Here is a 26,926-nt window from a genome sequence, read left to right on the forward strand (position 1 = left end):
TACATTATGGCGATAGGCAGTCTTTCCTCCTTGCAGGTTTATACGGGAGAAATTATATCTTTAGGTGTGGCGGCTTCGTGGACAATAACCGCATTATGTTTTGAGTATGCCGGCAAGCGGATAGGGGCGTTGCCACTTAATATAATCCGCTTGCCGGAATGGTGGTTACCCTGTTTGGTATCGGTCTTTCCATTGTGGGCCGGGGTGGTGGCGGGTCCGAAAAATGGCATTTTACACTTCCTGCCAAAGGCATCTTATTTGGCATAGGTGCCGGAGTAGGGCAGGGCGTAGGCTTGGTGTTCAGTAAATTAGGAATGTCCTGTTATATGGAAAGTGCCGATCCTGCCAATACAGTCGTTGTACAAATGATTCCATTTGCCTCTACGTTGATACGTGCCATAGTGGGAGTGAGCGGCTTTTTGATCGTAATGCTGTCTATGCGGCAAGGCAAAGCCTTTGTCCGTTCCTTTGGCGACTGCAAAGCAATGACGGCGGCAACCGGGGGAACCATATTCGGCCCGTTTCTGGGTGTCTCTTTCTCGTTAATGGCTGTGCAATATACGGGGGCTGGCATTGCCTCCACATTGATGGCGCTTACGCCGATAATCATTCTGGCACCCGCTTGGTTTTTCTTTAAGCAGAAGGTTACTTTGAAGGAAATTATTGGAGCGATAATCAGTGTGTGCGGCGTATCGTTGTTCTTTGTCTGATCGCCGCATCACACTGTTTAGATGAGTTGCATGGTTTATTCAGATCATTCCCACGGAGTAAGCGTTACGTTGCGGAACTGTACTTCCTTTCCTTCGCTTTGCAGACCGATATAACCGCTCTTTTGGTTGCTTGTTCCTATATTCTTAAGTGCGCCGTTAACATAAACGGTAATTACACCATTCTTCACGAAGATGTTTACTTCGTTCCATTCTCCTGCAGGTTTTTCTGTGTCTTCCCCCGATTTCTTTACAACGGGAAACATCGGACGGGGCTCGCCGGGCTTGCCCTGATATTCGGCCAAATCGGCACCGTTAAGGGCAACAAAGTCGCCTGCATTGTCAAGCATCAGGTTGCATTCGATACCATTCGGGAAGGGATTTGTCGGATCGGTGATCAGTAAAAAAATGCCACTGTTTGCTTTTTCTTTACCGTTTGGCCAGCGGTATTCCAAATGCAATTTGTAGTCGCCATACTTTTCTTTCGTGTACATATAGCCGAAAGGCTGGCCGGTGATGTTTATTATGCCGTCTTTTACGGAATATACCTGATCGGCGGGAACAGAGTTTTTGTCTACTACAAAATTCCAGTTGGAAAGGTCTTTGCCGTTAAATAACTTGATAGTTTTCTGTGCAACAACTTCACTTCCAGAGCATAAAAGGGCAACAGCTATGGCTGCCAGAGAGATTAGTCTTTTCTTCATGGTATTAATATTATATAATTAGTCTGCAATGAGTTTACGATAACGCACACGTTTGGGCTCTACATCACCCAATTGTTTGCGTTTGTATTCTTCATAGTCGGAATATGTACCTTCGTAGAATACAACGTTCGAATCCCCTTCAAACGAAAGGATATGCGTACAGATGCGATCAAGGAACCAGCGGTCGTGTGAAACAACAACGGCACAACCGGCAAAGTTTTCCAATCCTTCTTCCAGTGCACGGAGCGTATTTACGTCTATATCGTTGGTAGGTTCGTCCAGCAATAATACGTTTGCTTCCGCTTTTAGGGTAAGAGCCAAATGTAGCCGGTTTCTCTCGCCGCCGGATAATACGCCACAAAGCTTTTCCTGGTCGGCTCCTGCAAAATTGAATTTGGAAAGATAAGCGCGAGAGTTGACTTCTTTGCCTCCGACGCGTATAAACTCTTGTCCTCCGGAAACAACCTGGTAAACGGTTTTCTTCGGGTCAATATCTTTGTGGGTCTGGTCTGCATAGCCAATCTGAACCGTTTCGCCCACTTCAAAAGAGCCTTTGTCAATGCTTTCCATTCCCATAATCATCTTGAATAATGTCGTTTTTCCAGCACCATTAGGGCCAATAACGCCAACAATTCCATTGGGAGGGAGCATAAAGTTCAGATTGTCGAATAACAATTTGTCGCCAAAGGCTTTTGCTACGTGTTGCGCTTCTATTACTTTATTACCGAGACGCGGTCCGTTCGGAATAAAGATTTCCAGTTTGGCTTCGCGTTCTTTCTGGTCTTCATTCAAAAGAGCCTCATACGAGTTCAAACGGGCTTTGCCTTTGGCCTGACGTGCTTTCGGAGCCATATTGATCCATTCCAGCTCACGTTCCAACGTTTTACGACGTTTGCTCACCTGTTTTTCTTCCTGAGCCATACGTTTTGTCTTTTGATCCAGCCATGACGAATAGTTGCCTTTCCACGGAATACCTTCTCCACGGTCTAGTTCAAGAATCCATCCGGCCACATGATCCAGGAAGTATCGGTCGTGTGTGATGCAGATAACTGTGCCTGGATATTGTTGTAGATGCTGTTCCAGCCAGTCTATGGATTCGGCATCCAAATGATTGGTTGGTTCGTCCAGTAACAATACGTCGGGTTGTTGAAGCAATAAGCGGCATAAGGCAACTCGACGGCGTTCGCCTCCTGATAACGTGTCAACTACCTGATCTTCGGGTGGACAGCGAAGAGCGTCCATGGCACGTTCCAGACGGCTGTCCAGGTTCCAGGCATCCGTTGCATCTATCTTGTCCTGTAATTCAGCTTGACGGGTAATCAAAGCATCCATCTTGTCAGGATTTTCCAATACTTCGGGATCGCCAAATTTTTCGTTCACCTCTTCGTACTCTTTTAGTGTGTCAACAATATCCTGTACACCTTCCTGTACGATTTCCTTCACAGTCTTTCCCGATTGCAATTTCGGATCTTGTTCCAGATAGCCAATTGAATAACCAGGTGAGAAAATCACATCTCCCTGATACTCTTTTTCAATGCCGGCGATAATTTTCAACAGGGTAGATTTACCAGAACCATTTAAACCGATAATACCAATCTTAGCTCCATAAAAGAAAGAAAGATATATATCTTTTAGTACCTGTTTTTGAGGCGGGAACATCTTGCTTACGCCCACCATAGAGAAAATAATTTTCTTATCGTCTGCCATATTGTTAGATATATAATTATAAATAGTTTGTTTGTAGACAAAAGTACATGATTATTTTGGTATACTCTAAAACTTTTCCTGTATTCTAAAAAAAATCTCTCAAAATTTGTATAATTAAACTCTATACTTTATCTTTGCACCCGCATTACAGAAGTAACGCATTAGGATGATTCGCTAGCTCAGCAGGTAGAGCACATCCCTTTTAAGGATGGGGTCCTGGGTTCGAACCCCAGGCGGATCACTGAAAACGAAAGAAAAATCAAGCAAATCCCTGATAATCAAAAATTATCGGGGATTTCTTTTTTCTGGCAGGTAGCAAAAAATAGCCGTTTCAAGCATATTATCGGTGGATAAATCGTGGGACTAAAATTTAGTTCAAAAAAGTCCCACGAATTTGCATCTTTCTCACTGATTCATAGTATTTTGCATAGACTTACTTTGGAAGAGAATACATAGTTTTGTAACTTTAAAAACGATGTAAAAATGGCTCGAAAATCATTTTCTGTATTGTTCTTCATCAAGAAAGGCAAATTATTAAAGAACGGAGAAGCACCCGTGTGCATGAGAATCACCGTAAACGGCTGTATGGTAGATATTTCTATCAAAAGAAGCTGTCCCGTAAACCTATGGAATCAGGCTAAAGAGAATTCAAAAGGCAAAGACCGTATGTCGGTGGAACTGAACCATTACATAGAAATCACACGCTCACGCATACACCAAATTTATAGGGAACTGGAAACTTCCGACAAGGTTATCACCGTTGATCTTGTGAGAAAACTATTTTACGGTGTGGACGAAGATAACAAAACACTATTGCAGGTATTCAGGGAGCATAATGAACAAAGCCGTAAGCTGATCGGCAAAGACTTTGTTAGTAAAACCGTTCAACGGTATGAAACCACTACCCGATATTTGGAGGAATTCATTAAGAAAGAATATCAGTTATCGGATATTGCCCTGAACAACTTGGAAGCCAACTTCATTTCTAAGTTCGATGCTTTTTTGAAGATCGAAAAAGGTTGTGCGCAGAACTCCGCTATTACCCGATTGAAGAATTTAAAGAAGATTATCCGTATTGCTTTGGAAAACGACTGGATAAAGAAAGATCCGTTTGCTTACTACCGTTTCAAATTGGAAGAAACCGATCCTGAATTTCTGACGATGGACGAGATTAAAATCATTCTCGCCAAAGAGTTTACAATTAAACGAGTAGAACAGGTACGTGACGTTTTTGTCTTTTGCATTTTTACTGGCTTGGCGTTCAGCGATGTGAAAGATTTATCACCCGAACACTTGGTAAAAGACAACAAAGGGGAACTTTGGATAAGGAAGAACCGGCAAAAGACAAAAATCATGTGTAACATTCCTGTGCTACCTGTGGCAGCTTCTATACTTGAAAAGTATAAAAATGTGGCAGAATGTACCGGAAAACTATTGCCTGTATTGTGTAATCAACGCATGAACAGTTATTTGAAAGAGATTGCCGATGTGTGCGGAATTCATAAAAATCTTAGCACACATATCGGAAGGCATTCTTTCGCCTCCCTGGTCACGCTCGAGGAAGGGGTGCCGATCGAGACCATCAGCAAGATGCTGGGACACTCCAACATAAAGACCACCCAGATATACGCGCGTGTAACCCCGAAGCGACTGTTCGAGGACATGGACAGGTTCGTCAAGGCAACCCGCGATTTGAAACTTATTCTTTAATCCCCAAACAATCATTATCATGCGCAGTACATTCAAGCTTTTATTCTACATCAACCGTAACAAGATAAAATCGGACGGCACGACCGCCGTTCTCTGCCGGATCAGCATCGACGGAAAGAAATCGGCTGTCACGACAGGCATCTATTGCAAACCCGGGGACTGGGACAGCAAGAAGTGTGAAATCAAAACAGCCAGGGAGAACAACCGCCTTACCGCCTTCCGCAACCGGCTGGAAGAGGCGTACGGGAACCTGCTGAGGAACCAGGGAGTGGTCACGGCCGAACTGCTCAAGACCACCGTATCCGGTGCCAATTCCGTGCCGGAATACCTTCTGCAGGCCGGAGAGGTGGAACGCGAACGGCTCAGGGTCCGCTCCAAGGAGATCAACTCCACCTCCACCTACCGCCAGTCAAAGACCACGCAGCTTAACCTCAGGCAGTTCATCGAATCCCGCGGGATGAAGGACATCGCCTTTTCGGACATCACCGAAGAGTTCGCCGAATCGTTCAAGGTCTTCCTCAAGAAAGAGCTGGGACACAGGAACGGACACGTGAACCACTGCCTGTGCTGGCTCAACCGGCTCATCTACATCGCCGTGGACAGGGATGTACTAAGAGCCAATCCGATAGAGGACGTGGCATACGAGAGGAAAGAAGCGCCTAAACTAAGGCATATCAGCCGCAGTGAGCTGAAGCGGATGATGGAAACCCCGCTGCCCGACCCGATGATGGAGCTGGCACGCAGGACGTTCATCTTCTCCTCGCTGACCGGTCTGGCCTATGTGGATACGAGGGCTCTCCATCCCCGACATATCGGAAGGACCTCGGAAGGAAGGAGGTATATCCGCATCCACCGCGCCAAAACGGACGTGGAGACGTTCATCCCGCTGCATCCCATAGCCGGACAGATACTGGATCTTTACAACACCACGGATGACGACAGGCCGGTATTCCCGCTGCCGGTCCGCGACGTCCTCTGGTACGAGGTACATGGAATGGGCGTGGTATTAGGCATGAAAGATAACCTGTCCTACCACATGGCCCGGCATTCGTTCGGGACCCTGACACTGACCGCGGGTATTCCGATAGAGAGCATCGCCAGGATGATGGGCCATACGAACATCGACAGCACGCAGGTCTACGCCCAGGTCACCGACCGGAAGATATCCTCGGACATGGACTGGCTGATGGAAAGAAGAAAGCCTGCGGCCGGCAAGGAAGCCGCAGGCTAAATAAAAATTGCCGCCGGAATTGTATTTACGATTCCGGCGGCAATCCTTAAACTTGAATACGATATTATACCAATGCAGCGTGATAGTTCTCCTCCAACAGCTTCTCGATGTCCGACTGCCTGTACAGGATCTTCCCGCCAAGCTGGATATAGGGAATCCGTCCTTGGTCCCTGTAATCCTGCAGGCACCTGCGGCTGATCCTCAACGTCCCAGAAAGCTCCCTGTCGGTCAGGAACCGTTCCCCGTTGAAGGGAGGACGGTTGTCACGGGCAAGACGCTCCACTTTTTTCTCCATGTTGTCCAGCAGGGCAAAGAACCTGCGGACACGTTCGTTCTCCTTGTCGATAATGCCTTCCATCTCTTCCGTTCTTTAAAGGTTTCCGTTCTTCCTTCCTTCTCTCATTGCCTTCTCCTTGCGTCTGATGCCGACGTAGGCCATCAGCTTCTCCACATCCCCGGGCTTGTAATAGAACTTGCGCTGGAGGCAGGTAAACGCCAGCCGTCCGGTATCGCGGAGGGTCTGCAGGGTACGTGGCGAGATGTCAAGGCGCAGGCAGACATCCTGGCCGTCCAGTCACTCTCCGGGTTCCTTACAGCGGTTTCTCTCATACAATCTGTCCACATGTGTGGACAGGTTCTCGGCGCGTGCCAGCATCCTCTTAAGGACACTGGCCTCGATGTAGCATATTTCCATATTTTCAACTCGTTTAAATGTCAGTGCGAATATAAGGGAAGAAACCATGAGAGGCAAGCGCGACCGGCACACTGGCAGGAATAGTCATGGATAGTCGGTTTTTGTCATATGGGAAGGAAAAAGAAAGCTGAAGCGGGTCTGGATCCACTACCCCCCTTTGGGTATGTGAAAGGAACGTTGTGGTGAAAGAAAAAACTCCTTTTCACACATAGATGAGGCAATGCCGGAAGTCCGGCAATAAAAAGATGTGGCTTCTCTACCCGGATAAATGCCATGATTACAGACTTCTTCTTGTTCCTATACCATCAGACCGATTACCTTCAGGTTAACAACTTATCCAACCTGTGATAGATCCGGATGTGAAAAGATTACTTTGACTGACTATTACAATATAATAAGTAGAATCATGTCAAATCTACTGTCTGCTATTGTCTGTTGATAATGGCTGGCAGTAGAACAAACTTTCGTTAAACCAATACGTTCATTCTTTATTATCAAGTTTTTAGGCTACCTTTGTATTTTATTAACTTATTTACCAAACATTATGGGACTACTCAAACCGAATCAAGCTCTGAACAAAGCATATAGACAGGTTGCGATTGAAACAACAGATTTTGACTTATTCAAAAATGCCCTTCGCACATTGAGAGACAATATTGTGGATGGGCAAAGAGAACACACGCAAAAAGAACATTTACGTAATTTTCTGAGTGAAACGTTCTACAAGCCATACTACATGGCTCCCGAAGAAGATATTGATTTGGCTATCCGATTGGATAAAACTATCAAGTCCAATATAGGGTTATTGATTGAAGTAAAGAGTACCACCAACAAAGGTGAGATGATTTCTAATGACAATCTTAATCGTAAGGCTTTGCAGGAATTATTGCTATACTATCTTAAAGAACGTGTCAATAAGAAGAACAATGATATTAAATATCTCATCGCTACTAATATTCATGAATTCTTTATTTTTGATGCCCATGAGTTTGAACGCAAATTCTATCACAACAAACAATTACGTCGTGAGTTTCAAGACTTTGTGGATGGACGCAAAACTAGTAACAAAACCGATTTCTTCTATACTGAAATTGCAACAACCTATATTGAGGAGGTGAAAGATAGCCTTGAATACACTTACTTTAACTTACAAGACTATCAACACCTACTTGATAGAACAGACGGTAGCGCTTCACGCAAACTTATCGAACTTTATAAGATATTCAGCGATACACATCTTTTGAAGCTATCGTTCCAAAATGACAGCAATTCGCTCAACCGTGGATTCTACACTGAGCTGCTACACATTATTGGTATTGAGGAACGCAAAGAGAATAATAAAACCGTGATTGTACGCAAAGCTGTGGAACGGCGTGACGAGGCTTCATTACTAGAGAATACTATTAACCAACTGGATGCAGAAGATTGTTTGCGTCACATAAATGGTAGTTTGTATGGGAATGATTATGAGGAACGGTTATTCAATGTTGCAATGGAATTGTGTATTACTTGGATGAATCGCATCCTTTTCTTGAAACTGTTGGAGGCTCAGATGTTGAAATACCACAATGGAAATGCAATCTATAAATTTCTTTCAATAACTAAGATTCATGACTATGATGATCTCAACACACTCTTTTTCCAAGTGCTTGCACGTGACATGAGCAGCCGCACACACTCCATTATGCGTGATTTTGTTTACGTTCCCTATCTTAACAGTTCTCTTTTCGAGGTGACAGATTTGGAAAGTAAAACAATTAAGATAAACAGCCTTTCACAACGTACGGTACTTCCTGTTTTGGCGAGTAGCGTATTACGGAATAAAAAACGCAATCTACAAGTCAACGCATTACCCACCCTGCAATATTTGTTTGCTTTTCTCGATGCTTATAACTTTGCGAGCGAAGGCAGTGAAAGAAGTGCAAGAAGAGGCAAAAACACTCATCAATGCTTCTGTTTTAGGGCTTATATTCGAGAAAATAAATGGTCACAAGGATGGTTCGGTATTCACTCCAGGCTTTATCACTATGTTCATGTGCCGTGAAGCAATCACCAAGACCGTGTTGCAAAAGTTTAATGGTTATTATGGCTGGAATTGTACCACCCGTATAGATCTATACAACCATATCGACAATATAGTCGAAGCTAATGAACTAATTAACAGTTTGCGGCTGTGTGATCCAGCTGTTGGTTCGGGTCACTTTCTTGTGTCTGCTCTCAATGAACTGATACTCTTGAAATATGAATTGGGTATTTTGGTAGATGCTACCGGTAAGCGTATCCGCAAAGCGGACTATCAACTTGCCATTGAAAATGACGAGCTGATTGTGACCGATGCCGAAGGTAATTTATTTGCTTACAACCCACTCAATGCGGAAAGTCGCCGCATGCAGGAAACTCTTTTCAAGGAGAAGCGTCAAATTATTGAGAACTGTTTATTTGGCGTTGATATTAACCCCAATTCTGTGAAGATTTGCCGCCTACGACTGTGGATTGAATTGTTGAAGAATGCTTACTATACGGCTGAAAGTAATTACACTTATTTAGAAACCTTACCAAATATCGACATTAACATCAAATGTGGAAATTCTTTGCTTCACCGATTCGCTTTGACAGACAGTATTCAGACCGTACTGCGAGAGTCTAGTATCAGCATCAGCCAATATAAGGAAGCTGTAGCTAAATATAAAAATGCCCAAAGTAAAAGCGAAAAGCAGGATTTGGAAACGTTTATAACAGAAATCAAGTCGAAACTGAAAACAGAGATCAACCGCCGGGATGCACGATTGGTTAGATTGAACAAACGCCGCTCTGAGTTGGCAAACTTACAAGCGCCTCAACTGTTTGAACCGACAAAAAAGGAAAAGAAAGCGTCGGACAAGCGCATTGCCGATTTAAAGAAAGAAATTGCGACATTAGAAAATATATTTGAGGAAATACGCTCCAACAAAATTTATCTTGGTGCATTCGAATGGCGTATAGAATTTCCAGAAGTACTCGATGCCGAAGGCAACTTCTTGGGATTTGACTGTATCATTGGCAATCCACCTTACATTCAGTTACAATCTATGGGTAAGAGTGCCGATGTATTAGAATGCATGGGTTACATAACTTATGCACGCACTGGTGATATTTACTGCCTCTTCTATGAGTTGGGTATGAACCTGCTTACTCCCAATGGTTTTCTTTGCTATATCACGTCTAATAAATGGATGCGTGCAGGGTATGGTGAAGCCTTGCGAGGTTATTTCGCAAGCAAGACCAATCCTATTATGTTGGTAGATTTTGCAGGCATAAAAATATTCGATGCAATAACGGTAGAAGCAAATATTCTTTTATCTCAAAAAGCAGCAAATATTTTTAACACACAAGCTTGTTTGGTACAAGATGCGAATGGCTTGAATAATTTGAGCGATTTCGTGCAACAACAAGGCGTGAAGTGTAACTTTGCAGATTCTATCCCGTGGGTGATATTGTCTCCCATTGAACAGAGCATCAAGCAGAAGATTGAGTCTGTGGGAATACCCTTGAAGGATTGGAACATCCAAATCAACTACGGGATAAAAACTGGTTTCAATGATGCTTTTATCATATCTACCGAAAAGCGTGATGAGATACTAGCGAATTGTCAAACAGAAGATGAACGTCAAAAAACGGCTGAACTTATACGACCGATTCTTCGTGGCAGAGATATAAAGAGGTATGGATATGACTGGGCAGGGCAATGGCTAATATATATCCCTTGGCATTTCCCATACCAATTTGATGAATCTATAACTGGTGCTTCTGAAAAGGCAGAAAAAGCGTTTAAAGAACAATATCCTGCTGTATATAACCATATGTTGGAATATAAAGAACCACTTTCTAAACGAAACAAAGCAGAGACAGGAATTCGATATGAGTGGTATGCTATGCAACGTTGGGGGGCCAAGTATTGGGAGGATTTTTCTAAGCCAAAAATCATATGGGGAGAAATATCTGATAAATCAAAATTTGCTTTCGACTTTTTTGGAGAATATATACCAGAAGCAACTTCTTTTTACATGAAAGGCGAGTGTATTGAATACCTTTTGTCTGCTTTAAATTCGTCCGTGTCTGAATGGTTGTTTTCTAAAGTAGGGACAACTACAGGAGTAGGGACAATTAGATGGAAAAAGTATACCATAGAACAGCTTATTGTTGCTAAGCTATCTACTGAACAACTAAATACTCATCTTGCTGCTTTCAATGATTTGAAAGTAGGCAAGATGAGTATTACGGATTTTGAATGTTTTAGCAATAAGTTGATGTATGATGTTTATAAACTTACCTCAGATGAAATTCAATATATTGAAAACCAGCAAACTGTTTAAATAGACTTTCGGAGTGAAGAAACAAATGAATGTAGAAAATTAGTTTCTTCACTCGTGAATCCATATATCATTGAAACCAAACCCTCTATTTTAGAGTCAATAAATGGTAGATTGATATTTTTATTTATTATACTGTTTGCAAGTTCTGCTAATTCAATGAGTTCTATTTTATTGGCATCATAAAAAGGTATAGGGAAAGTCGCTATATTTTGACCTCCAACTTGAACATCTCCAACGCCAGTTTTATTCATATTAGTCACATAGCTATACCATGTTATAGCTTGTGAATTCAATACTGCCAACAGATAATCCAAATGATCGCCTGAATTCTCATGTACTGGACTTTCTATTTGCCTGATTATCAAATAACCGTATTACATCCGGTTATTTGTCGGAATCTGTCATTCAGTAATCGTTCCTGTCATTCGTTTTTTCTCTGCGGTTGTTGCCTTTTTTCTCGTAGTATTATGGCCATGTTACCAGATGGGAAGAGTCACCTCCATCACAACTATGAATTATAGTGTAACCATATTTGTATATAGCCGTATGATACGCTATCCAGATAATGCTATCACAGAATTGCAATATAGCCGGATATCCTTATTTTGATATCCGGAAGCCAATGTCGCACGCACCCTTCCGGATACAGATATCTCAAAATCTCCATTTACAGAAGTGTATAAATATCAAACCATTAATGGAAACGATGAAAAAACAATAAGGCGTATACGGCTACCTGTCATTCTCCATTTGCAGATGTGTAAAAGTAGCAATCCATTAATGGAGATAATGCAGAAAAAACATGAAGCATATACGGCTCACTGCCGCTCTCCATTTGTAGATGTGTAGAAGTAACAATCCATTAATGGACAATAGGGCATGTAAAGGGCAGATTTCCCGTATATTCGCCTCCTTATTCCCGAATTATGGGTGTAAGTTATATGGTTATGGAGAAATATCCATCCTTTTATGGGGAGAGCGGCCGACAAATACCTAATGGAAATGCCCCGAAAATCACAGGAGAATAGCCATACAATGGATTGATACACAATAATTATTGGATAAACGTGGTCCGCTCCTGCGGACAGCAAGTTGTGTTTTCGTTAAACGAAAACAGGAGGGTTTGGCGGCATACCTGCCGCCAAACCCTCTGTTAATCAGGCTCCGAAGTCGCCTAATTTTTTATGAAAACATTTTTTTCTATCTTAAATACTGATGAGAAAATAATGTAGTATACGACCTGATATACATTTATCTTCAGCAAACTAAATGTCGATAAACCGATCATCCCTACGTAAATGGTTGATAATAGCGCCCAAATTATACAAAAACACCACCTTTTCTTTTATGAATCCCAACAAAATATAAAAATATACAAAAACAATCGCAGGCTTATTCGTGGGACTTTATCTTTCAGACAAAAAGTCCATTTTTTATATTATTTTTTCTTGTTTCTTTTATGAAATTAAAAAAACAAGAAAAAAAATGCTAATCCAATTTTACTTTAATTCGTCTGCAAGGTCTTTTATACAGAACGTCCATTTAAATGAGCTCATGAAAAGGTATGTAAGATAAAATTGTCTAATAAAAAAATAGTAACTATGTATACAACTATAAAAGAAAAGGTAGGAATGCCAATTTTGGTGAGGTTGTTGATTTGCGGAGTTGTAAACGCCCAACATTGGCGTCACTATTGTTACTATCCTTCTAATCGGGTTGTTACCGTTGTGGTTAAACCGGACATGCTCCATTATATCAGTAACCGATTCAATCGAAAGGAAAGATTGGCAATGGCTATGGCTTACTTGAAAACGAACAAATATCTGACGATTAAACAATATGCCAAGATGACGCAACTCAGTAGAGCTGCGGCAGAAGCTGAACTGGATGCCTTTGCCATGGATAAGAAAAATCCCATACAACTCGTAATTAGAGGGAAAAAGAAAATATATACCAAAAGATAATAGGATATGAAAAAGATTTGGAAACTACTGATGCTGGGAGTGACAGTCTTGTTTTTGCTGCAATCCTGTGTGACTGTACGCAAGTCTCGTCATCCCCATCACCACAGGCATTGTATGGTCATTAACTCACAGATTACGGATATGACTAAGTTAAATACACCTTCCATCTATATGGCAAGTGAATCCCCGACTGTTTATGAGCATAAAGGATGACAAGGAACTGGTGGAGCTAACGGCTAAGGAACCGGAGAAAGGTTTCCGCTATCTGATGACAAAATATAAGGAAGCGGTTTACTGGCATATCCGAAGGTTGGTTGTAACCCATGAAGATGCACAGGATGCAACGCAAGAAACTTTTATAAGGGTATTCAGGTCATTATCCGATTTTAAAGGCGAATGCACTTTCCGTTCCTGGGTATACCGTATTGCCACCAACGAAGCTTTGTGCCTGTTGGATCGGTATAAAAAAGAGGAACGGGTGTCATTGGATGATTCTTCGAGTGAGCTAAGCAATCTGATGGCTGATGAATTTGTCGATTACAATGATTTGGAAGCTGTAAAGTTGCAAAAAGCCATTTTATCCTTGCCTACCAAGCAACAGCTGGCTTTTAACTTACGATACTATAATGATTTGGGATATGATGAGATTGCCGGAATTATCGGTTCAACAACTGATGGTGTAAAGTCCAGCTATCATATTGCCAAAGATAAGATTGTCAAATACATGAATGCTAACAATTAGATGTATGAAAGAAGATTTTGATTTCGACCGCGTAGGTAAACGGCTGCCTTATACCGCACCGGACGGTTTCTTGGATGATATGGAAAACAACATATGGGAAACTGTAAAATTGGAGATGCTTCCTTCCAAGCCCAAACGCAACTTTCGCCTTTGGTATTCTGTGACGGGAGGGCTTGTGGCGGCAAGTATTGCATTATTGGTTGTCTTCAACTTATTACCCCATGATTCAAGTAATAGTTTTGAAGATGTGGAAAAGGCTTTTGCCAATCTGAGCAGCAGCGATCAGGATTACCTGTTTGCGACTTATCAGTATGATCTGTTTATGAACGAATAATAACAAAGGAAATGAAGAATATCACTAAAGTAGTTGTATTTGCCTTGGTCATGATTGTGTTCCATGTAAATACGTATGCCCAAAAGAGCGAACAGCAGCGTATGACCCGTGAACAACTGGCCGAGACACAGGCTCAGTTCATCGCAAATGAAATGGCTATGGATGAAAAAATAGCCCAACAGTTTGTAGAAACTTTCTGCCAGTTCCAGAAAGAAATCTGGGCATTAGGTCCCCGACCGAAAAGAGAGAAAGCCCATCTTTCGGATAAAGAGGCTGAACAAGCCATGAACGAAAGGTTTGCCCATAGTCAGAAGATACTCGACCTACGTAAGAAGTATTATTTGAAGTACAGCAAATTTCTGACGCCCACACAAATTGAAAAAGTATATGTATTGGAAAGAAGAATGATGAACCGGCTGTTTCAACGTTCTCAAAATAAAGATAACCGTAAATAAAAGATGAAAATTATGAAATTAAAAGCATTTGGCATATTCTGTTTGTCGTTCTTGATGACGACAGCCTTGTCTTCTTGTGACAGTGATGAGATTACAGACCAACCGGGAGAAGTATCCGGCAGTGGAAATCCAACCATGACCGTTCTTGTCGAACAAGTGGCAGGAAGCGATGGATATGATGAAAATGGGATTGCTGCGTTGAATTTTCCAAGTACACAGGATTTACGTAGTATTTACAGTGGCTTGAAACTGAATTTTCAGTTGTCCGGAATCACAAAAATAGAGTTGGAAAGTGTAGATGGCTATGCCTTGGCCGGAACAACCGGCATCCAATGGGGAGAGTCAGGGGAAGCATTGACCGGGGAAGTTGAAAATGCCAACTCCATTCTGGTGCTCAATACCCCGGATGAAAACGGTTTGACTCCCGGAAAAGACTACTACATTTTTACCTTGCCTTGCGACCTTTATGGAGGTTATCGCCTATCCATTTATCGGGAAGGCCTCGTGGCACATTATTTCGGTGTGCATCAAACGGTGGAAATGGGCTCATTCGTCACGCCCGCTGACCTGATAGAGGAAGAATTGGAGTTTGACGATCCGGATGCGCCGCTTGTAGAAGAAGAACGCCCGGAACTGGATGCCACTACAACGGCACTTCTCCGTCAATATCAGCAAAACCCTACGGAAGAAAACAAGCAGGCTTTGTTGGATCAAATGGGTATTCGTTACGATAAAGTGGTAGCCCGTAAAAAAGCCAAACTCCGCGAACTGGAAAGAGAAGCCCTCACCTTGGATGTGGTGGAAGAAATGCAGGAAATTGTGGATGAAATGGTGGAAAACCGTGACATCCGGCTTGAACAGCAATTCCTGCGCCTCATTGACCCCCGAAATGACGACAATCCTGATGATGCATGGATGGTGCTGAGAGGTGCTTCCGCTCCCAATGCCTACATCGGTTATGCACCCGTTACCAATGCGGAATATGCATCCTTTAAGTCGGATTTTCTCTATGAAGCCGGACAGGATAATTATCCGGTGGTGAATATCACCGTAGAGGAAGCCACGGCCTATTGCGATTGGCTGGCACAGAATGACCCGACGCACAGCTACCGTCTGCCGACCGATGAAGAATGGATTTTAGGTGCCGGACACATGCCCAAGGATGTATCCATGAATGCGGGTCATGTGGAGACGGGTCTGACAGCGGTAGATGCTTACAGTCATACCACCGGAGCTTGCGGAGGCATTGACTTTTGGGGTAACTGTTGGGAATGGACCACTTCAACGGATGCTGAGGGTCAGTACATCATCAAGGGGGGCAGCTGGGATTCGGAACGCGATGATTGCCGCAGCGAAAAATCAGACGTCGTTCGTTCCGGAGGCCAAGGCTATGCCAACGTCGGTTTCAGAGTCGTAAGAACAGATCTCATCTAATTATCTAATCACATTACATGATGAAAAAAATATTTTTAGCAATGGCTGTTGCCATTGTGACGGCCACTGCTGTGTCCGCACAGAAGGATGACAGCGACTCAAAAATAACAGTATCGATTCATCAGACCGACCAGGAAGACGGGTATGAAGGGAGTGCCGAACAGCGTTGTGGCATCCGATTCAACCTTCCGATGGCAGGTGTGGTGAAGATAGAAGTGGAAAGTGTGGACGGTCTTCCGCTGGCTGGTACGGCAATCACCCGTCAGGATGCTTTTGGGAAAACCGTAGTCGGTGATATGGCGCATACCAGCACCATTATTACCTACATCTCCAGTGAGAAGTCCGGGTTCACTCCCGGAAAGGACTACTACATTTCCACCCTCCTCTGCAATCTGTATGGAGGATATAGGTTCTCCATTTACAAGGACGGTCTGGTGGCGCACTATTTCGGAGTACATCAGCAAGTAGAGTTGGGTAAGTTTATCAGTCCTGATGATTTGGTAGAAAGTGAATTGGAATTTGACAAGCCCGGTGCACCGCTGGTGGAAAAAGGGCGGCCTAAAATGGACTCCAAGACACATAAGCTCTTCGTCCTATACCGGAAGAATCCGACGGAAGCCAACAGACAGGCGTTACTCGACCAGATGGGGGTACGCTACGACAAAGTAGTGGCCAGAAAGAAGAATAAGCTGCGCGAACTGGAACGCGAAGCCCGTACTTACAGCATTGTGGAACACATGCAGGGTATCGTTGATGAGATGGTGGAGAACCGTGAAACACGAATCCGGCAACAGTTCCTCCGTTTCATCGATCCCCGAAGGGACGATAATCCGAAGGATGCGTGGATGGTGCTGCGTGGTGCTTCCGATGCGACGGCTTATATCGGGTATACTCCCGTCACCAATGCTGAGTATGCTGCCTTTAACCCCGGCTTCATCTACCAATCAGGACAGGACAACTATCCGGTGGTGAACATTTCCCTCCATGATGCACAGATCTACTGCCAATGGCTGACGGCTCAGGATAGCAAGCATACCTACCGATTACCCAATGAAGAAGAATGGATCTTAGGTGCCGGACACATGCCTAAAGACGTAGCTATGAATGCCAATCATCTGGAGTCGGGGCTGACTGCCGTAGATGCCTACAAGCAATCTACCGGTGCCTGTGGAGGGATTGACTTCTGGGGCAACTGCTGGGAGTGGACCACTTCAACGGACGCCGACGGACAGTATCTCGTGAAAGGAGGCAGTTGGGATGCCAAACGTGACGACTGCCGCAGCGAGAAATCGGACGATGTACGATCCGGAAACCAAGGCTATGCCAATGTGGGGTTCCGGGTTGTCAGAACAGATACTCCCCAATCCAAATAGACAGAGATTATTATCTACTTTTTATCAACTCATAATAGAAATTTAGTATGAAAAGAATGTTTTTAATGATGGCCATTGCCATCGCTACCACCTTGCAGGTACCTGCACAAGAAAGTAAAACCAAGCTTACTGCACAACAGCGGACTGAACAGCGCATCAAGGAAATGGATGAAAAGCTGACCCTAAACGATGAGCAGAAAACGAAAATCCGTGAATTGTATGCGGATTTCAACAAGCAGAAATATCCCCGTGAAAAGCGCAGGGAAGCCCTCGAAAAACTGACGGCGGACATCTGCCTTCTGCTGACAGCCGAACAGCAAACGACCTACAAGCAGATGATAGAACAGTCAATCGCTGACATGAAGAAAGGAAAGCGTGGTCAGTCGAAAGAATGATTTACTGCGAATACAGCGGCAGCGCATGATAATCATAACTATTCTTTTGTACATGAGCATTTGGGCATCAGCTACACCATGCAGATACACAGATTCAGACTTCGGTTTCAATGTATGGTCATATAATAACATCATACTTCCTTACAGGGAAACGGTGATAACAGCCGGTGGCACACAACAGAAACCGATATTAGTAATCTATTTGCATGGCGGACTAAAGCGTGGAAGTGATAATGTCAGACAAATGAATGAAGATGCAATCTATACGATTGCCGATTACCTTTGCAGAAACCGTATTAATGCCTTTATGATTGTACCTCAATGTCCGGACTCCCTTACGTGGGGAGTCCAGACAAATGAGATTATAAAAAATCTTGTTGATGAATACATGAACAAGGGAAAAGTGGATCCAGACCGTATCTATCTAATGGGCGGTTCTATGGGAGGAACAGGGGTTTGGAAAATGGCATCTGCCTATCCTTACTTGTTTGCCGCTGTTATGCCGGTAGCCGGAAATCCGGACACAATAGATGCTGCTCTGCTCGCCAAGACTCCGGTCTGCACGGTGATGGGGACTGGCGATAACCTAATGGACATTGCTCCAGTCACTTCTTTTATGGAACGGTTAAAGGAGCTGAATGGGGAAACTATACTTGACGTGGAAAATGGCTGGTCACATATTAAGACTTGCACAGAGAGCTATACGGACAAACGTCTCAATTGGATTTTCAATCATATACGCTCAAGCGAATAGTCGGTATATACAATCCCCCAATGTTCTTTACGATAAAAGAGTCATCGGTAGCCGCTTTTATTGAAAAAATAAGATTCTGGCTTCCTTTGGAGGTGAATGATCAATTTCTTCTTTTAATCAAAGCTGTTTTTTATGGTAAGAATACTTTTGCTTGTGGCATGTCTATGCCTGTCACTGTCCGTTTCAGCTCAAAGCTTAAGTGGTGTCGTAAAAGACAAGGCTTCGGATGAGGTCTTAATTTCTGCAACAGTCAAATTGGTTCCAGAAAATGGGAGTGCCTTATTTACAACTACTGATTTGAGCGGACAATTCTATTTCAATAAGCTTAAAGCAGGTACTTATGTCCTAAATATATCTTATATAGGCTATAAAGCTTTTATGGAAACTGTTAAAATAGCAAATACTTCCAACAAAATCAATGTATATATGCAGGAAAACTCACAGTTGCTGGGAGAGGTTGCAGTTAAGGGACGTGCTACCCGAGCCGAACAACGTGGTGACAGTCTCATGTACAATGCGGAGGCGTTCAAGGTAATGCAGGGAAGCTCGGCTGAGGATTTGCTGGCAAAAATGCCCGGTGTTGTTGTCGAGGGCGGTATTGTTCAGGCTCAGGGAGAGCAAGTGAAAAAGATTTTAGTGGATGGCAAGGAATTCTTTGAAGGGGATGTCAGTCTGGCTGTCAAGAATCTGCCTTCGGACATTATTGCCAGTATCGAAATTTTTGACAAGAAAAGTGACCAGTCTGAGTTCACCGGATTTGACGATGGCGAAGAAGTTAAAACTATAAATATCGTCACGAAAACGGGATTCCGACAAGGAACTTTTGGAGAGATGACTGTGGGATATGGTACTGATGAACGTTATAAGGTAAATGGGAATCTGAATTTCTTTAATGAAAATCAACGTATATCAGTATTAGGCATGTCCAACAATGTAAATCAGCAGAATTTTTCACAAGAAGATTTGACCGAAATCTTATCTTCTAATTCTGGAAACAAAAGAAAAGGATTCCGGAATGGAGGCGGGAAAAAAGGTTACCAAAGTGGAAGTTCCGTAGCTGACTTCATGATTGGCAGCATGGACGGACTTACATCTACCAATGGGCTGGGACTGAATTATGTAGATCAATGGGGGAAAAAGCTAAAGATAACTTCGAGCTATTTTTTCAATAAATCAGACAATCAGACCCTTCAACAAACAAACCGTAATTATTGGGATGCAGCATTGGCTGGAATGTCTTATGAAGAATATAAAGAGAATTACCTGACCAACTGGAATCATCGGTTCAATTTCAAGCTGGATTACCAGATAAACGAACGGAGTTCGTTGCTTTTTCGTCCATCTTTGAGCTTTCAAAATATGGACAGCAACAATTCATTGTAAGGGACAAACAAAACCGACGGGACCCTGAGCAATGAAACAAGTACCACAGCAGTTGGAGAAAACAAAGCCTATAATCTTGGTGCGGATTTGCTGTTCCGTCATCGTTTCACAAAACCGGGACGAACATTATCATGGATGCTGAGCGGACGCATGAGCAATACGGATGGTAGTAACCGTTCAGATTTTACGGATTTATTGTATAATCCTTTAGAACAGAACATTCCTGAAGAATATAGCCAATTGAAGAATAATATCAAAAAACAATACAGTTTCCGTTCCAACCTGACTTTTATTGAAAAAATATCCGATGAGCTTCAGTTGCAGTTGGGATATAAGCTTAATTATTCTGATTCGGAGAACGGACAAAAGACTTTTGTGTCACAACCGGACGAGGAATCCTACGAGCAACTGGATGAAAATCTTTCCAGTATATATCGGTCGGATTATCTGACCCAATCCGGGAATGTAGGTATTCGTTATCAGAGCGACAGATGGAATGCCATGTTGAGACTGGAAACCCAATGGGCAAACTTGAAGGGAGATTTAACCTATCCTCAATCTGAGCAGCACTCCCGCAGTTATTTTTCAGTCCTTCCCTCACTGATGTTCCACTATATCTTAGACCAAACCAATTCATTGCAGTTCCGTTACCGTAGCATCACGTCTTCGCCGTCCATAACGGATTTGCAATCTGTGGTCAACAATTCAAATCCCCTGTTTCTGTTTGCTGGGAACCCTTATCTGGATCAGGAAATATCGCATATAGCCAATCTTCGCTATATACATACGACAAAGTCCGGACATACTTTTATCGCCATGCTGGGAGCTACCTTTAAACAGAAGTACATCGGAGACAGCACGTTTGTAGCCAATGAGAATATAGAGTTGATGCCTTCTGTGACACTCAACAAGGGGGCACAGTTTACCCGACCGATAAACTTGAATGGCTATTATTCATTGCAATCCATGTTGACTTACGGGTTTCCGCTTGATTTGATCCGCAGCAATATCAATGTCAGCATAGCTGCCAATTACACCAATACCCCCACTGTCTTTAATGGGGTGACAAGCGACACACGTGAGCTGAACTTAATACCTAAAATAATTATCGGAAGTAATATCAATAAGAATATAGATTTTACAACCTCTTACTCTGCTGCTTTCTCGGAATATAATCAATTATCTGAAGAGATAACCAAGCAGAAAGCCTTGTTGCAAACACTTGGCTTACGTACAGAAAAACAAAGAAAAATACAAGAACAAAGCCAAAAGGAATATAACAGACTAAATGGCAACTATGCCCAGTTGTCGAAATCGATTGAAGCCGCCCGTCAGGAATTGAAAGGAGCCTACGCCGATGCTTCATACTGGCAACGGATCGAATCAAAGGAGGTACAGGAAACCTCTCCTTGGTATTCGAAGAGACTTAAACAATTGCAATCCGAGTTGTTCATTGAAGCAATGAAAGTGAACGAGTTGTTTATACTGCGAGCCAATGTCATGTCGAGCCGCATAAAAACAACGCTGGAGGGTTTCTTCAGTTTTCTTAAAACAGGAGGAGATCTTACGGAAAAAGAAATACAGGCGATGTGGAATACATTTTGGCTGATAGTCCCTGTTATTTCTTCCACATTTGCTTCCATTCAACGCATGTTTAGTCAAATGGGAACAGGAACAATCCCCTGGCTATTTGTAGACGAGGCAGGGCAGGCTGTTCCACAAGCGGCGGCAGGAGCTATCTGGCGCTCTAAACGGGCTGTTATCGTAGGAGATCCTTTTCAGATAGAACCCGTTGTTACAATACCTGAGCAGATTGTCAATAATATCAGCCGTCATTTCGGATTGGATAAAACACAGATACAGACTTCTCTTTCTGTTCAGTCAATGGTCGATCGTGCCAATCCGTATGGTTGGATAACGAATGATATTTGGACCGGCTCTCCGCTACGGGTGCATCGCCGCTGTGTCGACCCGATGTTTTCCATAGCCAATGAGATCGCATATAATGGCATGATGTATAACTCTACTTTGGCAGATAGTTCTCTACTGTTTATGCAGAATGGATTTGTGCAGGTGGAGGGCAAGGTGAGTGGACGGCATTACGTACCGGAACAAGGTGCTCTGATCAGGCAAATGATCATTGATGAGATATGCCACCAACAGGATCTGCCCGATTTGTTCGTGATCTCTCCATTCTCGGAAATACCATCCATCTTGAAAAAAGAATTACGTCAGCCTATTAAGCAAGCACTGGCTACTTATAAATCAATAGAAGACAACGAACTAAAAAAGTGGTTGGACGCCCACATCGGAACAGTCCATACGTTTCAAGGTAAGCAAGCAGCAGGTGTAATTTTATGTCTGGGGCTGGATGAGAAGTCTAAAGGGGCTGCTTCCTGGGCTTCATCCAAACCTAACTTATTAAATGTGGCCTTAACACGTGCCAAGCAACGGTTTGTGGCTGTGGGAGATGGGGCGATTTGGTTGAGACAACCTTATTTCAGTAAGTTGAAAAATTTACAATAACTCTTAGCAATTCCAGTTAATTTTTACCTTTTTTGATTCGTTTTCTATGGCGATGGCACGCAGCGTTGCTTCTATCCGGACATCTTCCGTAGAATAATTGTCAAAAAAGTTTTCTTTAAACTGGTCAACCATATACATCATTTATTATTTTATGCTTACCGTTTCTTTTGAATGTGATTCTTTATGGAATATGTAACGATTCCCCAAATTGTAAAGTCTTTTTCTGCTGTTACTTTAATAGGTTATTCGTATTTTGGATAAACAGAAAAAACGCTATAAAGCTCAATAATAAATTGAAAAAATTATTGAATGTTGCAGCTTTCGGGTTTAATGTGTGAACCATATAGCAATTAGCCCTGTTAGAGGCCATATAAACCGATTAAACTGTAGAGATTATGAAAGCAAAGGATACAAAAGAAAATGAAAACATAGAGCGTTTGGAAAATAAATATCCTGTAGAGCAATTTGCTGCTGAAAATGCTCATAAAGTAACAGACAAGGAGGTTGAAGAAGCTGTTAAAGAGGTAAATCCTGATAAAGATAGCCTGGGAAGCAGAGGATAAATAAATAAATCGTATCTTCGCCTGATATATGTAGCAAAAGTTTGTAATACTATTTTGGATATAAGATGCGATTCGTTGTTTTAACTGTTTTTGTTGTGTTTGGGCTTGTTTCTTGTTCTTTGAAACAAGAAGCGGTTTTGAATGAAAAAGAATTGCTTGGTAAAGCGATCTTTTTCGATGAGAATTTATCGGAACCGGCGGGGGAATCGTGTGCAACTTGCCATACTCCCGAAGTTGGTTTTGCTGATAAGTATTCACGTATTACTTCCGAAGGCGCTGTTAAAGGACGGTTCAGTAACCGGAATTCAATGACTTGCGCTTATTCATCCTTCGTTCCTCCGTTGTATTATGATGAAGAGGAAGATACATATATAGGTGGCCTTTTCTGGGACGGCCGCGTTAATACACTGGAAGAACAGGCTGCTCAACCATTTGTTAACCCTTTGGAAATGGCGAATAAAGATTATCTGGTGGTTGTGGAGAAAGTGAAAAAAGCACCCTATTATCCGCAGTTTGTAAAAATTTATGGAGAGCCATTATCTGATGATTCGATTTACAAATGTATTAATAATGCTTTATCTGTTTATGAGCGTTCTGCTGAAGTAAGTCCGTTTACATCTAAATTTGATGCATGGAAAGAGGGAAAATGTAAACTTACCAAGCAAGAAAAAAAAGGGTATAAATTATTTAAAGATAAAGGCCTTTGCGCCGAATGCCATATATTGGATAAAGACGAACGTGCCGGCCGTATATTGTTTACCGATCATACATATGATAACCTGGGAATACCTTGTAACCCTGAGAATCCATTTTATATGGTATCAGAACCTTATAACGTTCATGGCCGTGATACGATTGATTTAGGATTGGGGTCTTTCCTGAAAGATAGTGCCCAATATGGTAAATTCCGTGTTCCTACTTTACGGAATATAGCATTGACTGCTCCGTACGGACATAACGGATATTTCAGAACGCTGGAAGAAATAGTGCATTTTTATAATGTGCGTGATATCGAAGATTTTCCTCCTGCCGAATATCCGGCTACGGTTAATAAAGATGAACTTGGAAATCTGGGTCTTACAGTTGAAGAAGAAGCAGCTATCGTTGCTTTTATGAAGACATTGACAGACGGTTATCAAACTGACTAGAGCAACTGGAAATCTTTACCGGCTTCCGCAAAACTTTTTTGTTTCGGATATAGTTTTTATAAAACATAATAACGAAAACAAAAAGCGAATTATCATGGCAAAGAAAGTTGCGGATCAATTGGTAGAAGTAGCGGACCCGGACATGTTCATCTGATTAATGGATTATATGATGCTCACCGTTCCGGTGCTCCGGTTCTGGCTATAGCTTCTACATTACCTTCTTATGAATTCGGTACGCAATATTTTCAGGAAACGAATACCATAAAGTTATTTGACGATTGCAGCTATTATAATCAGGTAGCTACAACAGCAGACCAGTTTCCCCGTATGTTGCAGGGTGCTATTCAGGCGGCTATTTCTTCACGTGGTGTAGGTGTAATCGGTCTGCCTGGCGATTTGGCAGCAGAGGATGCACAAGCTCCTCTTTCTTCTTCACAACCATTTGCTACACGCCAGCGTGTTTGCCCTTCTCAAAAAGAAATTGAAGAATTGGCCGGTTTGCTGAATAAAGCGGATAAGGTAACTATTTACTGCGGAATAGGAGCACAAGAAGCTCATAAGGAATTAGTTGAACTATCTCAGATACTTAAAGCTCCGGTTCTTGTTAATATCATGACAGACCCGAACGCATTGGCTATGCCTCCTAAGATTGAGTTTAATCATATGTTTGGTTTTGCCCAGACAATGTACAAGTTAATGATGGAAGGCCGTTCGCAGGAAGTGCGCGATACGATAGAGACAAATTTAAAGCATTGGAAAGAAGTGTTCTAAAGGTTCGTCTGCGCGTTCTGCGTCCGGTAACACAAATTCGGGGGGGGGAGGCTATCTCTTTCAACCAAAAGCGGCGGCGGCCCGCTACCGACTGCAGGAGGCATTGACACTCCCCTGGCGGAACCATTGACACTCTCCTGTCAGATCAATCTCCCTACCTAGGGAGATACTTTCCCCCTACCTAGGGAGATCTTTTCTCCTTACCTAGGGAGATTCTTTCTCCCTACTTAGGGAGATTGGTCTGACAGGAGAGATCGGGACGCCGGACAAGGCAGGAGGCTAAGGCAAAGGGGGAGGGGGAGGCGATACACCGGCAACTGCCAGTCGCAAAGGTTCTCCGTTTTGTCCGAGAGAGTAAAAGGATGTGAGTAAAAGAGTGCTGTTTTGTGTTATAGTATTTCTGTTATGGTGTACAATGATAAACGATAATTTTATACCTTTGCCTCCCGTTATAAAATATAAAAATTAAGAATACTATAATTATAAAGAAATGGCAAAAGAGCTGAAGGAACTTACTCCTAGAAGTGTGAACTATTCACAGTGGTATCAGGATTTGGTAATTAAAGCGGACTTGGCGGAAAACTCTGCCGTACGCGGTTGTATGGTGATCAAACCATACGGTTATGCAATCTGGGAAAAGATGCAACGTATATTGGACGATATGTTCAAGGAAACCGGTCACGTAAATGCTTACTTCCCGCTCTTAATCCCCAAGTCGTTCTTGAGCAGAGAAGCCGAACACGTAGAAGGATTTGCTAAGGAATGTGCCGTTGTGACGCATTATCGTCTGAAAACAAATCACGATGGGACAGGTGTGGTTGTAGACCCGGCTGCCAAACTGGAAGAAGAACTGATTATCCGTCCTACTTCGGAAACTATCATCTGGAATACGTATAAGAACTGGATTCAGTCTTATCGCGATCTGCCTATCCTGTGTAACCAGTGGGCTAACGTTATGCGTTGGGAGATGCGTACCCGTTTGTTCCTTCGTACAGCCGAGTTCTTGTGGCAGGAAGGACATACGGCCCATGCTACGCGCGAAGAAGCAGAAATTGAAGCAAAGAAGATGCAGGATGTGTATGCCAACTTTGCCGAAAACTATATGGCTATGCCGGTTATCAAAGGGGTGAAGTCTGAAAGCGAACGTTTTGCAGGTGCACTCGATACTTATACGATTGAAGCAATGATGCAAGACGGAAAAGCCCTTCAGGCCGGTACTTCCCACTTCCTCGGACAGAATTTTGGTAAGGCATTTGATGTAACCTTTATTGATAAAAATGGTAAGACGGATTATGCCTGGGCTACTTCGTGGGGGGTTTCGACCCGTCTGATAGGTGCGCTTATCATGTCGCATTCGGATGACAACGGTTTGGTATTGCCTCCGCATCTGGCTCCTATTCAGGTGGTGATTGTTCCTATCTATCGCAGTGAAGAACAATTGGCTCAGATCAGTGAAAAGGTAAACGGTATTATGGCTACATTGAAATCGATGGGCATCTCTGTTAAGTATGACGATTCCGATAACAAAAAGCCGGGATGGAAGTTTGCCGAATATGAACTGAAAGGTGTTCCGGTACGTCTGGCTATGGGTGGCCGCGATCTTGAAAACAACACGATAGAAATTATGCGCCGTGATACGTTGGAAAAGGAAACCATCACTTGCGACGGCATAGAAGAATATGTAAAGAACCTCTTGGAAGAAATCCAGCAGAATATCTTTAAGAAAGCGCTGGATCATCGTACGGCCAATACCATTACGGTTGATATGTATGACGAGTTCAAAGAAAAGATTGAAGATGGCAACTTCATTCTTGCTCATTGGGACGGTACACCCGAAACGGAAGAGCAGATAAAGAATGAAACGAAAGCCACGATACGCTGCCTGCCTTTGGAAGGTGACATGACCCCCGGCAAATGTATGGTAACAGGAAAGCCTTCGGCCCGTCGCGTATTGTTTGCAAGAGCTTATTAATATCAAA

The 26,926-nt window shown here is 42.9% G+C and carries 25 protein-coding genes, 1 tRNA gene and 1 pseudogene; 21 read left to right on the forward strand and 6 right to left on the reverse strand.

The genetic code is table 11. The features are described from left to right. Window positions 1-158 precede the first annotated feature (158 nt). Window positions 159-710, forward strand: a complete 552-nt coding sequence (locus tag ACYIB7_RS06935; protein WP_480338377.1) for an EamA family transporter — start codon at window positions 159-161, stop codon at window positions 708-710. A gap of 44 nt (window positions 711-754) precedes the next feature. Here the strand turns inward: ACYIB7_RS06935 and ACYIB7_RS06940 are convergent, their stop codons facing one another. Then, window positions 755-1,411 (reverse strand): 3-keto-disaccharide hydrolase, encoded by a 657-nt coding sequence (locus tag ACYIB7_RS06940; RefSeq protein WP_103983092.1) that lies wholly within the window; start codon window positions 1,409-1,411, stop codon window positions 755-757. Between the two features lie 18 nt (window positions 1,412-1,429). Continuing rightward, window positions 1,430-3,118 carry an energy-dependent translational throttle protein EttA gene (ettA, locus tag ACYIB7_RS06945; RefSeq protein WP_103983093.1) on the reverse strand — a complete coding sequence of 563 codons (1,689 nt, stop codon included), beginning with the start codon at window positions 3,116-3,118 and terminating at the stop codon, window positions 1,430-1,432. Between the two features lie 168 nt (window positions 3,119-3,286). Between ettA and ACYIB7_RS06950 the strand changes: the two genes are divergently transcribed. From ACYIB7_RS06950 to ACYIB7_RS06960, 3 genes are all read left to right on the forward strand, one after another. Beyond that, window positions 3,287-3,359 (forward strand) — tRNA-Lys (locus tag ACYIB7_RS06950). A gap of 242 nt (window positions 3,360-3,601) precedes the next feature. After that, window positions 3,602-4,828 (forward strand): site-specific integrase, encoded by a 1,227-nt coding sequence (locus ACYIB7_RS06955; RefSeq protein WP_480338378.1) that lies wholly within the window; start codon window positions 3,602-3,604, stop codon window positions 4,826-4,828. A gap of 19 nt (window positions 4,829-4,847) precedes the next feature. Then, window positions 4,848-6,059: a site-specific integrase gene (locus tag ACYIB7_RS06960; protein WP_480338379.1), complete on the forward strand. Its 1,212-nt coding sequence runs from the start codon at window positions 4,848-4,850 to the stop codon at window positions 6,057-6,059. A 64-nt stretch (window positions 6,060-6,123) separates the two neighbouring features. Here the strand turns inward: ACYIB7_RS06960 and ACYIB7_RS06965 are convergent, their stop codons facing one another. Continuing rightward, on the reverse strand, window positions 6,124-6,417 hold the full coding sequence (locus tag ACYIB7_RS06965) for a helix-turn-helix domain-containing protein (protein ID WP_005641696.1): 294 nt from the start codon (window positions 6,415-6,417) through the stop codon (window positions 6,124-6,126). Window positions 6,418-6,429: 12 nt separating this feature from the next. Continuing rightward, entirely contained in the window at window positions 6,430-6,633 is a 204-nt protein-coding gene (locus ACYIB7_RS06970; RefSeq protein ID WP_480338459.1) for a helix-turn-helix domain-containing protein, read from the reverse strand. A gap of 664 nt (window positions 6,634-7,297) precedes the next feature. On the opposite strand from ACYIB7_RS06970, the gene ACYIB7_RS06975 reads away from it, so the two are divergent. Beyond that, the gene (locus tag ACYIB7_RS06975) at window positions 7,298-8,797 is read left to right on the forward strand and encodes a type IIG restriction enzyme/methyltransferase (protein WP_480338381.1); all 1,500 of its coding nucleotides are present in this window, start codon (window positions 7,298-7,300) and stop codon (window positions 8,795-8,797) included. Continuing rightward, on the forward strand, window positions 8,787-11,105 hold the full coding sequence (locus ACYIB7_RS06980) for an Eco57I restriction-modification methylase domain-containing protein (protein ID WP_480338460.1): 2,319 nt from the start codon (window positions 8,787-8,789) through the stop codon (window positions 11,103-11,105). The genes ACYIB7_RS06975 and ACYIB7_RS06980 overlap by 11 nt, the downstream gene beginning before the upstream one ends. On the opposite strand, the gene ACYIB7_RS06985 is transcribed toward ACYIB7_RS06980, so the two are convergent. After that, the gene (locus ACYIB7_RS06985) at window positions 11,102-11,356 is read right to left on the reverse strand and encodes a hypothetical protein (protein ID WP_480338383.1); all 255 of its coding nucleotides are present in this window, start codon (window positions 11,354-11,356) and stop codon (window positions 11,102-11,104) included. The genes ACYIB7_RS06980 and ACYIB7_RS06985 overlap by 4 nt on opposite strands. Before the next feature lie 1,350 nt (window positions 11,357-12,706). Between ACYIB7_RS06985 and ACYIB7_RS06990 the strand changes: the two genes are divergently transcribed. From ACYIB7_RS06990 to ACYIB7_RS07040, 11 genes are all read left to right on the forward strand, one after another. Further along, entirely contained in the window at window positions 12,707-13,069 is a 363-nt protein-coding gene (locus ACYIB7_RS06990) for a hypothetical protein (RefSeq protein ID WP_480338384.1), read from the forward strand. 6 nt (window positions 13,070-13,075) lie between these two features. Further along, the gene (locus ACYIB7_RS06995; RefSeq protein ID WP_129942979.1) at window positions 13,076-13,282 is read left to right on the forward strand and encodes a hypothetical protein; all 207 of its coding nucleotides are present in this window, start codon (window positions 13,076-13,078) and stop codon (window positions 13,280-13,282) included. Continuing rightward, window positions 13,266-13,811, forward strand: coding sequence for an RNA polymerase sigma factor (locus ACYIB7_RS07000; RefSeq protein ID WP_480338385.1), 546 nt, complete (start codon window positions 13,266-13,268; stop codon window positions 13,809-13,811). Before ACYIB7_RS06995 ends, ACYIB7_RS07000 begins: the two co-directional genes overlap by 17 nt. Window positions 13,812-13,815: 4 nt before the next feature. Beyond that, entirely contained in the window at window positions 13,816-14,145 is a 330-nt protein-coding gene (locus ACYIB7_RS07005) for a hypothetical protein (RefSeq protein ID WP_480338386.1), read from the forward strand. Between the two features lie 11 nt (window positions 14,146-14,156). Continuing rightward, window positions 14,157-14,600 carry a hypothetical protein gene (locus ACYIB7_RS07010; protein WP_480338387.1) on the forward strand — a complete coding sequence of 148 codons (444 nt, stop codon included), beginning with the start codon at window positions 14,157-14,159 and terminating at the stop codon, window positions 14,598-14,600. Between the two features lie 12 nt (window positions 14,601-14,612). Next, window positions 14,613-16,034 carry a formylglycine-generating enzyme family protein gene (locus tag ACYIB7_RS07015; RefSeq protein WP_480338389.1) on the forward strand — a complete coding sequence of 474 codons (1,422 nt, stop codon included), beginning with the start codon at window positions 14,613-14,615 and terminating at the stop codon, window positions 16,032-16,034. Between the two features lie 17 nt (window positions 16,035-16,051). After that, entirely contained in the window at window positions 16,052-17,407 is a 1,356-nt protein-coding gene (locus ACYIB7_RS07020; protein ID WP_480338390.1) for a formylglycine-generating enzyme family protein, read from the forward strand. Between the two features lie 47 nt (window positions 17,408-17,454). Next, window positions 17,455-17,802: a Spy/CpxP family protein refolding chaperone gene (locus ACYIB7_RS07025; RefSeq protein ID WP_480338391.1), complete on the forward strand. Its 348-nt coding sequence runs from the start codon at window positions 17,455-17,457 to the stop codon at window positions 17,800-17,802. Window positions 17,803-17,827: 25 nt separating this feature from the next. Beyond that, window positions 17,828-18,556, forward strand: a complete 729-nt coding sequence (locus tag ACYIB7_RS07030) for a carboxylesterase family protein (protein WP_480338392.1) — start codon at window positions 17,828-17,830, stop codon at window positions 18,554-18,556. 132 nt (window positions 18,557-18,688) lie between these two features. After that, the gene (locus tag ACYIB7_RS07035; protein ID WP_480338393.1) at window positions 18,689-19,939 is read left to right on the forward strand and encodes a carboxypeptidase-like regulatory domain-containing protein; all 1,251 of its coding nucleotides are present in this window, start codon (window positions 18,689-18,691) and stop codon (window positions 19,937-19,939) included. A 135-nt stretch (window positions 19,940-20,074) separates the two neighbouring features. Beyond that, window positions 20,075-22,465, forward strand: a complete 2,391-nt coding sequence (locus ACYIB7_RS07040) for an outer membrane beta-barrel protein (RefSeq protein ID WP_480338394.1) — start codon at window positions 20,075-20,077, stop codon at window positions 22,463-22,465. 3 nt (window positions 22,466-22,468) lie between these two features. On the opposite strand, the gene ACYIB7_RS07045 is transcribed toward ACYIB7_RS07040, so the two are convergent. Next, window positions 22,469-22,597 (reverse strand): hypothetical protein, encoded by a 129-nt coding sequence (locus ACYIB7_RS07045; RefSeq protein ID WP_480338395.1) that lies wholly within the window; start codon window positions 22,595-22,597, stop codon window positions 22,469-22,471. Between the two features lie 263 nt (window positions 22,598-22,860). On the opposite strand from ACYIB7_RS07045, the gene ACYIB7_RS07050 reads away from it, so the two are divergent. From ACYIB7_RS07050 to proS, 4 genes and pseudogenes are all read left to right on the forward strand, one after another. Further along, a complete protein-coding gene (locus ACYIB7_RS07050) occupies window positions 22,861-23,028 on the forward strand; it encodes a hypothetical protein (protein ID WP_480338396.1) in 168 nt (55 codons plus the stop codon). 65 nt (window positions 23,029-23,093) lie between these two features. Then, on the forward strand, window positions 23,094-24,176 hold the full coding sequence (locus ACYIB7_RS07055) for a cytochrome-c peroxidase (RefSeq protein ID WP_480338397.1): 1,083 nt from the start codon (window positions 23,094-23,096) through the stop codon (window positions 24,174-24,176). A gap of 111 nt (window positions 24,177-24,287) precedes the next feature. Then, window positions 24,288-24,776, forward strand: a pseudogene (locus ACYIB7_RS07060) (thiamine pyrophosphate-binding protein); the annotation flags it as partial. A 661-nt stretch (window positions 24,777-25,437) separates the two neighbouring features. Then, the gene (proS, locus tag ACYIB7_RS07065; RefSeq protein ID WP_480338398.1) at window positions 25,438-26,919 is read left to right on the forward strand and encodes a proline--tRNA ligase; all 1,482 of its coding nucleotides are present in this window, start codon (window positions 25,438-25,440) and stop codon (window positions 26,917-26,919) included. The last annotated feature ends 7 nt before the right edge of the window (window positions 26,920-26,926 follow it).

This window comes from Parabacteroides sp. KHUB-03 (assembly GCF_056640975.1).